Source organism: Bradyrhizobium arachidis (assembly GCF_024758505.1).
Classification (GTDB): Bacteria; Pseudomonadota; Alphaproteobacteria; order Rhizobiales; family Xanthobacteraceae; genus Bradyrhizobium; species Bradyrhizobium manausense_C.
In genome coordinates, this window is the sequence record NZ_CP077970.1 from 8,105,438 (window position 1) to 8,118,665 (window position 13,228).

A 13,228-nucleotide genomic window follows, 5' to 3' on the forward strand; every position below is an offset into this window, starting at 1 on the left:
TGATTTTGCTCGGCCTCATGAGCAGCGCGCTGCTCGAAGGGCTCGGCTAAGGCATGATCCGGAAAAGTGCGCAGCGGTTTTCCGAAAAGATCATGCTCAAACAAAGAGCTAGAGCGCGATGACGATTCAACCTAAAGCCATCGCGCTCTAGCGCGCTGACTCACAAGCCTGGCGGCGGCTTGCGCTTGTTGGAGGCCTGCTCATAGGCGTAGGCCAGTCGCAGAAGCTTGTGCTCACTCCAGGCTCGCCCCGCAAAAGTGACGCCGAGCGGATAGTCCGGCGTGTCCTTGCCGTCGACCCCCGAGACGAAGCCTGCCGGCACCATGACGCTGGGATAGCCCGCCTTCGCTGATATCACGCAGCCGCCGCTGCCGGGGAACAGCACCGCGTCGAGCTTGTGCTGCTTCATGTAGGCGTCCATGCCGCGCGTTCTGGCGGCGAGCAGGTCCATGGCGCGTGCCGACTTGTACTCGCGCTCGCTCAGATCGCCCCTGGTGATGTCGGCGGCAAGGAACAGGTCCTGGCCGAAGCGTAGCGCCTTGTCGGCGTTCGCCTCGTTGAAGGCCACGATGTCGGCGAGGGTCTTGATCGCGGTGTTGGTCGCCCAATCCTCCAGATAGAGGTTGAGATCACGCTTCAGCTCATACAGGAAGACGATCGGCGGCGTCGCCAGATTGCCCTTGTGGCGGCTCAGCGGATTACGGTTGAGCACCGTCATGGTCGTGCCCGGCCCGCCGATCCAGCCCAGTGTCGGCATGTTGGCGCGCACGATGACGGCGCCCAGATCCCTGAGCAGCTCGATCGCCTCAGTCATGACCTTGGCCCAGCCGGCCGGCAGCTTGCCGTAGTAGCGATCGTTCAGCGGATCGGTGGGATCGCTCGGCACGCCGATCCGCGCGCCCTTCATCGCGTCGCGCGCGAGGCCGGCGGTGTAGTCGGCCGGCCGCCGCTGCCGCCCAGTCTCCGGGTCGAGCGGATCCTTGGCGGCCAGCACGTTCAGCAGCATCGCCGCATCGCGCACGGTGCGCGTCATCGGCCCTGCGGTATCCTGGCTGTGTGCGATCGGCAAAATGCCGGCTCGGCTGATCAGCCCGACGGTCGGCTTTACGGTGACGAGGCCGTTCTGGCTGGCGGGGTACAGCAGCGAGCCCGAGGTCTCGGTGCCGATCGAGGCGGCACATAGACCGGCCGCGACAGCGACCGCGGAACCCGAACTCGATCCGCCCGGCTGCACGATCGGAATGCCCTGATCGTCGAAAAGCGCCGGCGCATAGGGATTCTTCACCTGGCCGCCGAGCGAGGAGTAGCCCGAGGGCATGTCGATCGCGAGCATGTTGGCGAATTCCGTCAGGTTCGCCTTGCCCAGGATGACCGCACCGGCGTCCCGCAGCAGCTTGACGACGGTGGCATCGCCTCTGGCACGCGCGCCCTCCAGCGCCAGCGAGCCTGCAGTGGTGGGCTGCCTGTCACCGGTCGCGATGTTGTCCTTCAACAGGACAGGGACACCAGCCAGCGGCCGCTTGGCCGACGGCCTGGTGTCGTCGAGCTTGCCCGCAATCGCCAGCGCGTCGGGATTGAGCTCGCGTATCGCGTTGAGCTTGGATCCGCCGCGGTCGTAAGCCTCGATACGCGCCAGATACAATTTGGTTAGCGCGGTGGCGGTGACCTGCCCGCTGGCCAGCGCCTCGATGATATCGCTCATCGGCGCGTTCTCGAGCGGGAGCATGGCCTGCGCCTTCACGAGTCCACGCCCTACCGCGTCTCCAGCATCGCGACGCGAAAGCCGAGATAGATGAAGAGCCCGCCGAGCGCGCGGTTGATCCAGGCGATCACGCCTTCGGATCGCCGCAGGCGGTGCGCGGCCCTGGCAGCGAAAGCAGCCACGAACAGGCACCACAGCGTGCCCGTGCAGATGAAGATCAGGCCGAGCGTCAGGAAGGCGAGCGCCTTGTGCGGCGCATCGACCGCGACGAATTGCGGCAGGAAGGCGAGGAAGAATAGTGCCACCTTGGGATTGAGCGAGTTGGTCAATACGCCCTGCAAAAACACCCGCCGCAGCGAGGCCTTGTCGTCGCTCGCCGCCACGCCGGCAATCGCAGGCTTCGACCACAACATTTGCAGGCCGGTGAACAGGAGATAGCCGGCGCCGACCAACTTCAGGATCGAGAAGGCGGTGGAGGAGGCCATCAACAGCGCCGACAGCCCGATCGCCGCTCCCGTGACGTGGAATAAGCAGCCAAAGCTGATGCCGAGCGCGGCCGCCGCACCGCCTCGCCATCCCAATTGGAGGCTACGGCCGATGATGTAGACGGTATCGGGGCCCGGCGTGATGTTGAGCAAAAGGCCGGAGAGAACGAACAGCCAGAGTTCGTGAATGCCGAGCATGCCGATATCCAAAGCGCTGCGACGGGAGGGCAATAGTACCCCGGCTTAGTCGGTTCCTACGCCGCCGTCCACCTCCGGTCTTGCGTTGATTTACATCGAAATTGCATTGCCGATAACACTTCCGCTCCGCGTCTCGTGCTCTATAAAGACCCTGTTCTTGAAATGCCGGATTCGAAGAGACTGCCACGCGGCGGCCGGTCCCGGGTCCATTGGAGCCTTTTCGGATATGGAAAGACGCTTGGCCGCCATCGTTTGCGCCGACGTCGCCGGCTATTCGCGCATGATGGGCGCGGACGAGGCCGGCACCCATGCCGCGTTCAAGGCCCATCGCACCGCGATCCACCCGATCATCCTCAATCATGGCGGCCGCGTCGTGAAGAACACCGGCGACGGCTTTTTGCTGGAGTTTCCCAGCATCGTCGGCGCCACCGAGGCGGCGATCGCGATCCAGACCATGATGGCCGAGCGCAATCATCAATTGCCAGCCGACCGTGCCATGCAGTTCCGGCTCGGCATCCACATGGGCGACGTGATCTCCGACGAGGACGAGGTGTTCGGCGACGACGTCAACATCGCCGTCCGCCTCGAATCGGTGTCGGCGCCCGGCGGCATCGCGATTTCGGCCAAAGCCCATGGCGAGGCCGCCAAGCATCTCAGCGTGCCCCTGACCGACGCCGGCACGCACCGGTTCAAGAACATCAACCAGCCGGTCGGCGTCTGGACCTGGACGCCGGAAGGCGCCGCGCCACGGCGAGCTGACGCAGTCGTCACGCTTGGACAGCAATACCGCACCGCCATCGTCGGGGTGCTGCCCTTTGCCAATCTCTCCGGCGAGCACGACGAGTATTTTTCCGACGGCCTTACCGAGGATCTGATCCACGCGCTGTCGCTGCAATCCTTCTATCGTGTGCTCAGCCGCAACTCGACGTTCCCGTTCAAGGGCAAGAACGTCTCGACCCGCCTGATCGCGCGCGAGATCGACGCGACTTACCTGATCGAGGGCTCGGTGCGCCGTGCCGGGACCAAGGTCCGGGTCACCGCCGAGTTGATCGCGCCGGAGACCGGCGAGCAGATCTGGACCGGACGGTACGACCGCGACATCGGCGATCTCTTCGCGATGCAGGACGAGATCACGACCAATTTGTCGGCAGCGCTGGCGACCGAGATTTTCCGCGCGGAGGCTTCCGCACCGGCGCGCCTGACCACCGACGTGACCGCCTGGGACCGCTTCCTCAAAGGTCTTTCGCACTACTACCGGCAGACCAAGGAGGATTTCGACACCTCCATCGCCCTGTTCAGAGAGGCGATCGCGCTCGATCCAAAACTGTCGATCGCGCATGCCTATCTCGTCACCATCCAGATCCAGAGCATCCAGTTCGGATGGGTCAAGGGCACGCGCGAATTGTGGGCCGAGGCGCGGCATCTCGCGGAGACCAGCGTCCGGCTCGACCCACGCTCGTCGTTCGCGTTTTCGTGCCTGTCGTGGGTGGACGTGATCGACGGCCGTTACGAGGCCGGAATGGATGCCGCCAATCGCGCGGTTGCGCTCAATCCCTACGACATGGGCGCGCGCGGCGTGCTCGGGATCTGCCACTTCATCATCGGCGAGCATCGCAAGGCGATCGAGCTGTTCTCGATGGCCGTGCAGCGCGGCAACAGCGATCCGCGCTACCAATGGGCGACGCTGAATGCATTCAGCCATTATCTGCTGGGGCAATATGACGCGACGCTGTCATGGGCGCGCGAGCAGCTCTACCTCAATCCGAACCATTTGCAGGCGCTGGCGATCCGCGCCGCGGCACTGGCGCAATTGGGGCGGGCTGAGGAGGCCACTGAAGCGACCGGGGTGCTGCTGAGCAACTACCCCACCCTGACCGTCGATCGGCATCTCAAGAACTTCCATTGGAAACAGGCTGACGACCTCGCGCACTACCGCGAAGGCTTGCTCAAGGCCGGCGTCCCGCTCGGCAAATTGACCCTGGTCCAGACGGACGTGAAGCGGGCGGCCGATTCCTGAAGCGCCGGGCCGCGCAACGCGCGCCTGCCCCCATCCGGCACAGTTGACGCGGCTGTGAAGTAGGCAACACTTTGCTGCACGCTGAAGTAGTATAGTCTCCCAGACTGCGCTTTCGGTTTGTTAGGGATTTCTCCGGTTCTATCCGCGCGTCTCGTTTTCTCGATTCGTCGTTTTTCAGGATCCAGGGCCATGCCAGACCCCCACATTCCCCTCAACCCGCCGATCGAAGTCTCCAAGGACAATCCCTGCCCATTCCTGCGCGGCCTCGTCGGCGAGGGTTTTGTCAAGGCCGGCACCGTGCCACTCGGCACGCTTGCGAAAACGATTGGGGATGCGAGCGGCAAGACGGGATTGCCCAAGGTCAAGGCGCGCGTCGAGGTCCGTGGCGTCGCGCTCATCGCCAACGGCTTCCGTCACATCCTCAAGAGCGCATGGCAAGGCGCGCAACTCAACGACCTACGCAACGGCCCGCTGGACAAGCATGGCGCCGGTTCGCGCATCCTCAGCGTCGAGGGGGTCGTGAATGAGGACGAAATCGCGCGGCTGGCGACCTTCGGTCGCGACTATCCGGATCCGTTCGGCGGCGGCACCGAGCGCGGCCTCAACGCGCACGAGATCAAGACCTTCATGCGCGAGAACCTCGAGCGCGCCGGCGACGACGCGCGCTGGTACTACCCGCTGCTCATGAAAAACGAATGGCCGGTCCTGCTCGACATCATGGGCAAGGGTGAAGGCGACAACCGCTATCTCAGCGTGGCCGAGGTCCGGACGCTGTTCACCGAGCGGAAGTTTCCGCCACGGATCGAACAGCGGATCATCACCCGGCCCGTGATCACGCGCCGGCAGCGGGTCCTGCGCTATGTGGGCGCGGCTCTCGCCGCGCTGGTCGTGCTACTGCTTGCGAGCCTGCGTTTCCCCGACCAGTTCCAGCCCATGCTGCCGAAATTCGTCGGGCAGTTCATCGCCCCGTCATTGCCGGCGCATGTCGAGGCGAAGGAGGCCTATTGGCTCGAGCAGAACTGGGCGCTGGAAGACCGGCACTGGTTCCATCACGTAAGCCAGGGCACCGCGACGTTCCCGGTGCCCTATTCCTGGTTCATGGCGCTGGAGCAGCCGCGCCTCTACTTCTTCGCGCGGCCGGGACTGCTGAGCGACAGCGCCCATCTCGAGCGCTTCGGCTTCATTCCGAGCCCGAGGACGATCAACGCCGACGAGACCACGCTGCGCCGCTTCGGCTATGCCAACGTCTATGAGACGACGCCGGCGGTCCCTGCGCGGCAGTGGAATCCTCCGGTCAAATGGGAGACCCCGGTCGACAATGTCGGCGGCCTTCCGGTCGGTTTTGCGCGCATGACCGGCGTGCGCGATCCGGCGACGGGCCGGCAGGAGGAAGACAAGATCGGCCTGACCTGCGCCGCCTGTCACACCGGCCAGATCCACTACAAGGGCGTCGACATCCGCTTCGACGGCGGCCCGGCCATGACCGATCTCAAGAAGCTCGAGATCACGACCGGCCTGTCCATCGCCTACACGCTTTACGTACCGGGCCGCTTCACGCGCTTTGCGGATCGCGTGCTCGGCGCCTCCGCAAGCGATGCCGACCGGGAGGCGCTGAAGCAGAAGCTCGGCGCCATCGGTTCGTTCCTGCTCAACTGGCAGAAGAACTACGACAAGACGATCGAGGGCAAGAAAACCTGGGACGGCAAGCAGCAGCAGGATACGGAAGAGGGATTTGGCCGTCTCGACGCGCTCAACCGGATCGGCAACCAGGTGTTCGCCCAGGACCTGACGCTCAGCGGCATCGAGGGATTTGAAAAGAACCTGCATGCCCAGGATGCGCCGGTCAGCTTCCCGCCGATCTGGACCGTGCCCTGGCTCAAATACGCGCAGTACGATGCCTCGATCGAGCAACCGCTGATCCGCAATGCCGGCGAGGCGCTCGGCGTGACCGCGCTGCTCAACCTGTCCGATGCTTATCCCAACGGCACGATGTTCCGCACCTCGACCGACGTGAAGAATCTGCATTGGATCGAGGAGATGCTGCGGGGCTCCCCACCGAAGCCCAAGAAACAGCTCAGCGGACTGACGTCACCGAAATGGCCCTCGCAAATCTTCGGCGATGGCGCCTGGACGATCGACCCCGTGCGCGTCGAGCGCGGCCGGCAGCTCTATGCCGACATCTGCGTCGAATGCCATCTGGGCCCGGTCACCGATCGCGTGTTCGACGAGAAGTACAATGACAAGAGTGTGTGGGAGTCGAAACGCTGGGAACGCATCGGCGACGAGGACATCCTGAACCCGGTCCAGAAGAGTGTGAAAGGCATGGGCACGGACTCCGCGCAGGCCTATGTGCTGGAGAAGCGAATGGTTCAGGCTCCGGGCTTCCTCGACATCGATCCGACGAAAAAGCTCTATGACTGGTGGAAATGCGACAACCTGCCGACGGCAACGTCGACCGAGATGCCGTACTCGATCGGCCTGATGGCGCTCGTCGAGATCGTCGGCCGCAAGGCGATGAACGATGGCAAGGTCCCGCCGGACGAGCAGACGAAATGGTGGGGCGGCCGCAAGAACTGCCCCAATCCCGGTCCACAGCCGCCCGAGCCCGTCAAGGAGCCGCGCCCCTGGTACCGCGCACGCCCGCTGAACGGTGTGTGGGCCACCGCACCGTATCTGCACAACGGCTCGGTGCCCTCGCTCTACTGGATGCTCAGCCCTGCGCGCGATCGGCCAAAATCGTTCTGCATGGGCAATCGCGACTACGATCCGAAGCAGGTCGGCTTCGCGGTCGAGGATGGCGAGAGTTGCAAGACGGGCCAGACGCGGTTCTCGACCACGACGTGGAGCGGGACCGAGATCAATGGCAACAGCAACGCCGGCCATTCGTTCGAAGGAACGCCGGGACCGAACAATCCGGGCGTCATCGGCCGCATGCTCAAGGAAGACGAGCGCTACGATCTGATCGAATATCTGAAGACGCTATAGGGCCTGTGCTCACAGATTCGCCGCGCCCGCTTTGCTCCCGCAAGGCGGCGTTGCAGACGACATGACTGTTTGTCGGCATTGGCCGGCCGACGTGAACCATCGACGTTCAGTCGGCCAAGGGGCGCCGCACCGAAGCGACCCATTTGCCCCTCATGCCCGCACCGTCGTGCGATTTACGCATGGCCTTCCGCAACCCGATGATCTGGAATAAACGCAGCAGATCGCGCAAATCGTCTTCATCGCAATAGTGATGAGGCAGGAAGTCATCGTCCATCTCATCGAGATCAGGACGTTGGTCGACAAAGGTGCTGGGTTCGATTTCGGCGATCTGCCCGGCGGCGACCCGCTCGCGCAACAGCTGATAATCGAGACCGTCGGTACAGGGAAAATCGACCAGCAACAATCCGCCCGGCTTGAGTACGCGCCTGACCTGGCCAAGCGTCCGTATGATCTCTTCCCGTTTCTGATGATGGATCGTCGATGTCGACAAGACAGCATCGAATGTTCGGTCCGGCCAATGCACCGTGGTCATGTCGGAAACCTGTCCCTCAAAACTGATCCGACTGTCCGCGCACGCTTCCTGGGTCAACCGAATGCCGCTCGGCGAGATGTCGATTCCCGCCATGCGAAACCCGCAACCGCCCAGATGGATCACGTGCCGTCCAACCCCGCAGCCAAGATCCAGCACGAAACCTCCTGCTGCAATGGTTGCCGCCCATTCCATCACGGCTGGATCAGGGGCGGCGTAGCTCCCGTAGCGGGGATGTCCGTTGCCGTGTCGCCATATCAGTTCCCAGCCTACCCGTTCGTCTGATTTAGAAGCATTCGGCATGATTATCGGTCTTCGCCTAATCGATGTCTGTCGATCCCGCTTGCCTTGCGGGGGAAACGCTAAATACTTGCATGGGGCGCGCGACGTTCTTGAGAGCGATTTCGCCCATGTCGACGAAACATGCATTGATCCAGTCACGGACCTGATCGTGAACCGCACGGGTGATCGAAATGCCTCCGGCCGCAGTCATGCTTTCGATACGCGCTGCGATGAACACGTTGTCGCCCGTCAAGTCTTCACCTGTCGTTATGACATCTCCAACGTGGACTCCTATACGCAGCCGCATGCCTTTGTTGTCGCCAGCCGCGGCGGCTACCCGCTCGGTTTCCGCCTGAATGGCCATGGCGCAACCCACCGCCTGAACCGCAGTGGGAAATTCTGCCAGGAAGGCGTCGCCATTGACCCTGAACAGCCGGCCATCATGCTGTGCGATACTGGGCTCGATGATTTCGTAGCGAAGCGCGCTGAGCCGCTCCAGCGCGACCGCCTCGTCAAAGCTGGTATAGCCGTCCACGTCCGCGATGAGGATTGCGGCGAGGCGGCGCGTCAATCTGGCGGTCTTTGGCGCTACTGATTGAACGTCGCTGTTCATCCGAACGCGCCAGATTCGCATCGGATACGAGATATTCTTCAGAGATCGCGAACCCAAATCTTCAAGGATGACATTCGCCTTGCCGCGTATTTGTCGGTACGCGTCATCGGAAACACACACGCCTCCCGGTTCGGCGAGTGCCTCAAGGCGCGCAGCGATATTGACGGCATCGCCAAAGAGGTCGCCTCCCCTGACCATCACATCACCAACGTGCACGCCAATGCGGAAGTTGACGTGACGCTCGAGTGACAGACCGGAATTGGCCTCGGCCAGCGCTGCCTGCACCTCCACCGCGCATTGAATAGCTTCAACAGCACTGCCGAATTCTGCCAGCACGCTGTCCCCGGCGGTATTGGCGATGCGGCCTCGATGAACCGCAATCAGGCGGTCGAGGATGGCCCGCCGATGCGTCAAGCTCCGGAGGGTCCCGACCTCGTCGGCCCCCATCAATCGGCTATATCCTTCGACGTCGCCAGCGAAAATCGCGACCAGCCTGCGCTCTGTATCAGTCACTTCAGACCGAGCCCCTAAAGCCTGTCAGCAGCATATCGCGGGACAGGAAGAGAGGACACGTCAAAGATTGAGGCTTGCCGGGCGGACCGCGTCAGGCGTCTGAGACGACGTGGGGCCCTAGCCGAACAGTGGCGTGCCCGGCACGAAGGCATCGAACGCGGCCCAGAACTGGGCGCGGTAGCGATCCTGCTCCTGCAAGATCTCGTGCTTGGCGCCGGCGATCACGAGGTGCGAGCCGGCGCGCAAGTGATAGGCGAACTCCTCGATTGCCGCGGTCGATACGACGGTGTCGTTGGAAGCCGCCAGCATCAGGATCGGCTGGCGGATCTCCGAGGGGTAGTTCATGCCCTTGAAGGTATTCATGGCGCGGAACGCAGTATCGGCCCAGGCGATGGTCGGCGAGGCGAGGCCAAGCGTCGGATCTTCCTCCAGCACCGCGGCATTGCGGGCATAGCGCACGGGATCGCTGGTCAGGGGATTGTTGATGAAGGGATCCATTCCGGTAAGGCGGTCGTTGCCGCCGGGCACGTAGCGGCCGCCCTGCCCCATCAGGCGCAGCGTCTTGAGCAGCATCCGCGTCGGAAGTGCGGTGGTGCGGCCCGGCAGGTCGATCATCGGCGCCGACAGCACCATGCGATCGAACCAGCGTTTGCCGGAATGCGCGACGCGCAGCATCACCGCGCCGCCCATCGAATGGGCCAGCGCGAAGAACGGCGGCGGGCAATCCGGCAGCACCACCTGCTGCACGAAGGTTTCGACGTCGACCTCGAAGTCGGCGAAGTCGCGCACATAGCCCTTGCGCGGATCGCGCAGGCGGCGTGAGGAATGGCCCTGCCCGCGCCAGTCGATCATCGCCACCGCAAAACCGCGGTCGCGCAGGTCTCGCACCGTCTCGAAATATTTTTCGATGTATTCGGTGCGTCCGGCGAAGACGCAGACCGTGCCCTTGCGGCCCGCCGGCGGGGCCCAGCGCGCAAAGCGCAGCTCGGCGCCGTCGGGCGTCCTGATGGTGCCGCTGACGACGTCTTCGGGAACGGGATTGGCGGGGATCGAGACCAGCGTCATGATTGGAAGTGCTTGGGCGGGAAGTACTGCAATTCAAGGGGCGGAAGCGCCGAAAAGGCGCCGATATCGCCCTCTTGAACGCCGTCTCTGTCCACCCATATCATTTTCGTGCAGGCCGCTACCAGTGTTTCGGAACCGAAACATCAGGCTGCACACAACATGCCCGGCCCGATTGGCGGGCGGGTTTACACATAGTCGCTCAATGGAGGACTTTTATATGCGTAGCTACGACCTCACCCCGTTTTATCGTTCCACCGTCGGCTTCGACCGCCTCTTCTCCCTGCTCGACCAGGCGACCTCGGACGGCAGCCCCGGTTATCCCCCCTACAACATCGAGCGCACCGGCGAGAACGCCTACCGCATCACGGTTGCGGTCTCCGGCTTTGCCAAGGATGAGCTCTCCATCGTCGCGAAGGAAAACACGCTGACGATCAAGGGCGAGAAAGTCGCCAACGAGAACAGCAAGTCCGAAGTGCTCTACCGCGGCATCGCCGCGCGTGCCTTCGAGCGCGCCTTCCAGCTTGCCGATTTCGTGCAGGTGAAGAATGCCTCGCTCGAGAACGGCTTGCTCCATGTCGACCTCGTACGCGAGATTCCGGAGGCCAAGAAGCCGCGCCAGATCGCGATCAACACGGTCGCGCAAGGCGCGCCGGTGATCGAGGGCTCGGCCGAGAAGGCCGCCGCCTAAGCGAGCACGACTTCAACGATCCAAGTTGCGAAAGCGCCCCGGTGCCCCGGGGCGTTTTTGTTTGCGTTCACATTGTTGCCTTGGATGTGTTCGCGCCGCATCACGGAACGGTGAAGCGCGTAACGTCTGCGCCTTGCGATTCGTCCTTTGCGGTACCTGACCCAAGAAAGACGGAGACCGATCGTGAAACTTTGGCGCAGCCTTTTTGTCGCCGCGAGCCTTTTGGCCGCTCCCCTCAACCTCGCTCACGCGCAATCGGCACCGCCGGTGAAGGCGAAGAACGTCGTGCTGGTGCACGGCGCCTGGGCCGACGGATCGAGCTGGTCGGAGGTGATCCCGATCCTGCAGGCCGCCGGACTGCACGTCACCGCCGTGCAGAATCCGCTGTCGTCGCTGTCCGATTCGGTCGATGCGACCAAGCGCGCGCTTGCCGAGCAGGATGGACCGACCGTGCTGGTCGCGCATTCCTGGGGCGGCACCGTGATCAGCCAGGTCGGCACCGATCCGAAAGTCACCGGCCTCGTCTACATCGCGGCGCGTGCGCCCGACGCGAACGAGGATTTTGTCGCGCTGTCCAAGCAATTCCCGACCGGCCCGGTGCGCGCTGGCATCGTCGAGCACGACGGCTACACGAAGCTCTCGGAGGATGCCTTTCTAAAATATTTTGCCAATGGCGTCGCGCCTGACAAGGCGAAGGAGCTCTACGCCGTGCAATGGCCCACCGCTGCCTCGATCTTTGCCGGCCGCACCACCGAAGCCGCCTGGCATTCGAAGCCGAGCTGGTACGCCGTGTCGAAGAACGACGACACCATCAATCCCGATTTCGAACGCTTCCTTGCCAAGCGGATGAAGGCGACCACAGTCGAGCTCGATGCCGGCCACCTCTCGCTGGTGTCGCATCCGAAGGAGGTCGCGAATTTGATCCTGAAGGCGGCAGGATACGGGCAGAGCTGACCGGCCGCATCAGCACAGACGAAAAACGCTCCGGACAACCGGAGCGTTTTTGTTTTGCGCACCTCTCACCTCAACGTCGTCCCGGCGCAGGCCGGGACGACACTGTGGGTGGTGGCGCGTGACTTCCCTCAATCACGCGAGCCGAAGCGACGCGCCTAATCTAGCCCCTGCGCGGCCGGCATGCCCTGCGTCGGCAAAATCGTCGGGGCTGGCTTGGCCTGGCCTACGGTTGGTGCGGCGGCCTGTCGCGCGGACTCGGCGGGCTTCGCTTGCGTGGCGGCGGTTTGCTGTGCCGGCTGCGCAGGCTGAGCCTGCGGCGCCGGCTCGGACACGACCGGCTTAGCCACAGCCGCCGGGGCCACAGCCACCGGGGTCTCGCCGCGGTGGGGTGCTGCCTTCGGCAGTGGCACGCTGCGGCTTGCGACATGCGGCACCGGGGCCGGGGGCCGCGGGACCGCACTGCGGATGGCAGTCGGCGGCGGCAGCGCAGCCTGCGCCCCGTAGGGCGCGAGCGCGCCTTCCTCATAGGCCGGCTCCGCGCCGTAGGCAGGTACGAAGCGCAGGATCCGGCCGTCGCGGGCGTCGATCACCAGCCGCCCGTCGTCGCCGCGGCGGTCGATCACGGTGATGGTGTAGACAGTGCCCCGCAGCCGCGGGATGCCGAGCGGCGAAAAGCCGTTTTCGCGCAGCACGGCGTAGACCTCGGTCGCCGGCAGCAGCCCCGGCGCCTGCTCATAGCCGTAAGAGGAACCGTAGCCATAGCCGTAACCTTGCCGTGGCGGGGGCGGCGGCGGGCCCGGCGGACCGTAGGGACCGTCGAAATCCGAGGCCGCCACATAGGGCGAACGCACCAGCACCTGCGCATCGGCAGCAGATACCGCCAGAACCAGCGTGGCCGCAGCCACACATCCTGTGAAAAACTTCATGGTCGAGACGCTCCTGTCAGGCCTCCCGATGGCGGCGCTCTTTCGCTTGTTGGAGCGTGGCGCGCCTGGTCGAGGGCTGATCCGAAGCATCCGCGGGGATTCCGGCCTCCCTTCGACCTCCCTTGGGCCGGATCGCGGCACGTTTGCTTCAAATCCGGGGCGGACGTGCTGGAAAGCGGTGGCTGACACGTTCGGAATCGGGGACTTCCGCGCGCTTGTGTGATAGACAAAAGTTTGGCAAAGTGATCGTTAGGACAGGAAGACTGTCTCA

At 63.8% G+C, this 13,228-nt stretch carries 10 protein-coding genes; 4 read left to right on the forward strand and 6 right to left on the reverse strand.

From position 1 onward, the window contains the following. Positions 1-160: 160 nt before the first annotated feature. Together KUF59_RS37645 and KUF59_RS37650 are read right to left on the reverse strand one after the other, a co-directional pair. Positions 161-1,726, reverse strand: coding sequence for an amidase family protein (locus KUF59_RS37645; RefSeq protein ID WP_212460371.1), 1,566 nt, complete (start codon positions 1,724-1,726; stop codon positions 161-163). 26 nt (positions 1,727-1,752) lie between these two features. Further along, positions 1,753-2,385, reverse strand: a complete 633-nt coding sequence (locus KUF59_RS37650; protein ID WP_212460370.1) for a LysE family translocator — start codon at positions 2,383-2,385, stop codon at positions 1,753-1,755. 226 nt (positions 2,386-2,611) lie between these two features. Here KUF59_RS37650 and KUF59_RS37655 point away from each other — a divergent pair, with 226 nt between their 5' ends. Together KUF59_RS37655 and KUF59_RS37660 are read left to right on the forward strand one after the other, a co-directional pair. Further along, a complete protein-coding gene (locus KUF59_RS37655) occupies positions 2,612-4,402 on the forward strand; it encodes an adenylate/guanylate cyclase domain-containing protein (protein WP_212460369.1) in 1,791 nt (596 codons plus the stop codon). A gap of 189 nt (positions 4,403-4,591) precedes the next feature. Continuing rightward, positions 4,592-7,387 (forward strand): di-heme-cytochrome C peroxidase, encoded by a 2,796-nt coding sequence (locus KUF59_RS37660; RefSeq protein WP_212460368.1) that lies wholly within the window; start codon positions 4,592-4,594, stop codon positions 7,385-7,387. A 106-nt stretch (positions 7,388-7,493) separates the two neighbouring features. On the opposite strand, the gene KUF59_RS37665 is transcribed toward KUF59_RS37660, so the two are convergent. From KUF59_RS37665 to KUF59_RS37675, 3 genes are all read right to left on the reverse strand, one after another. Continuing rightward, entirely contained in the window at positions 7,494-8,219 is a 726-nt protein-coding gene (locus KUF59_RS37665; protein ID WP_212460367.1) for a class I SAM-dependent methyltransferase, read from the reverse strand. A gap of 16 nt (positions 8,220-8,235) precedes the next feature. Next, positions 8,236-9,258 carry an adenylate/guanylate cyclase domain-containing protein gene (locus KUF59_RS37670; RefSeq protein ID WP_249140561.1) on the reverse strand — a complete coding sequence of 341 codons (1,023 nt, stop codon included), beginning with the start codon at positions 9,256-9,258 and terminating at the stop codon, positions 8,236-8,238. A 183-nt stretch (positions 9,259-9,441) separates the two neighbouring features. After that, positions 9,442-10,389 (reverse strand): alpha/beta hydrolase, encoded by a 948-nt coding sequence (locus tag KUF59_RS37675; protein ID WP_212460365.1) that lies wholly within the window; start codon positions 10,387-10,389, stop codon positions 9,442-9,444. A 217-nt stretch (positions 10,390-10,606) separates the two neighbouring features. On the opposite strand from KUF59_RS37675, the gene KUF59_RS37680 reads away from it, so the two are divergent. Next, the gene (locus KUF59_RS37680) at positions 10,607-11,077 is read left to right on the forward strand and encodes an Hsp20 family protein (protein WP_212460364.1); all 471 of its coding nucleotides are present in this window, start codon (positions 10,607-10,609) and stop codon (positions 11,075-11,077) included. Positions 11,078-11,260: 183 nt separating this feature from the next. After that, a complete protein-coding gene (locus tag KUF59_RS37685) occupies positions 11,261-12,031 on the forward strand; it encodes an alpha/beta fold hydrolase (RefSeq protein ID WP_212460363.1) in 771 nt (256 codons plus the stop codon). 155 nt (positions 12,032-12,186) lie between these two features. Here KUF59_RS37685 and KUF59_RS37690 read toward each other — a convergent pair whose 3' ends face one another. Then, complete coding sequence (locus KUF59_RS37690) at positions 12,187-12,957, reverse strand: hypothetical protein (RefSeq protein WP_212460362.1); 771 nt, start codon at positions 12,955-12,957, stop codon at positions 12,187-12,189. Positions 12,958-13,228 lie beyond the last annotated feature (271 nt).

Coding starts and splice junctions, on each gene's coding strand:
- KUF59_RS37660 (WP_212460368.1), top strand. CDS start 4,592: ATGCCAGACCCCCACATTCCCCTCAACCCGCCGATCGAAGTCTCCAAG.
- KUF59_RS37650 (WP_212460370.1), bottom strand. CDS start 2,385: ATGCTCGGCATTCACGAACTCTGGCTGTTCGTTCTCTCCGGCCTTTTG.
- KUF59_RS37670 (WP_249140561.1), bottom strand. CDS start 9,258: ATGGGGGCCGACGAGGTCGGGACCCTCCGGAGCTTGACGCATCGGCGG.
- KUF59_RS37665 (WP_212460367.1), bottom strand. CDS start 8,219: ATGCCGAATGCTTCTAAATCAGACGAACGGGTAGGCTGGGAACTGATA.
- KUF59_RS37655 (WP_212460369.1), top strand. CDS start 2,612: ATGGAAAGACGCTTGGCCGCCATCGTTTGCGCCGACGTCGCCGGCTAT.
- KUF59_RS37675 (WP_212460365.1), bottom strand. CDS start 10,389: ATGACGCTGGTCTCGATCCCCGCCAATCCCGTTCCCGAAGACGTCGTC.
- KUF59_RS37645 (WP_212460371.1), bottom strand. CDS start 1,726: ATGCTCCCGCTCGAGAACGCGCCGATGAGCGATATCATCGAGGCGCTG.
- KUF59_RS37680 (WP_212460364.1), top strand. CDS start 10,607: ATGCGTAGCTACGACCTCACCCCGTTTTATCGTTCCACCGTCGGCTTC.
- KUF59_RS37690 (WP_212460362.1), bottom strand. CDS start 12,957: ATGAAGTTTTTCACAGGATGTGTGGCTGCGGCCACGCTGGTTCTGGCG.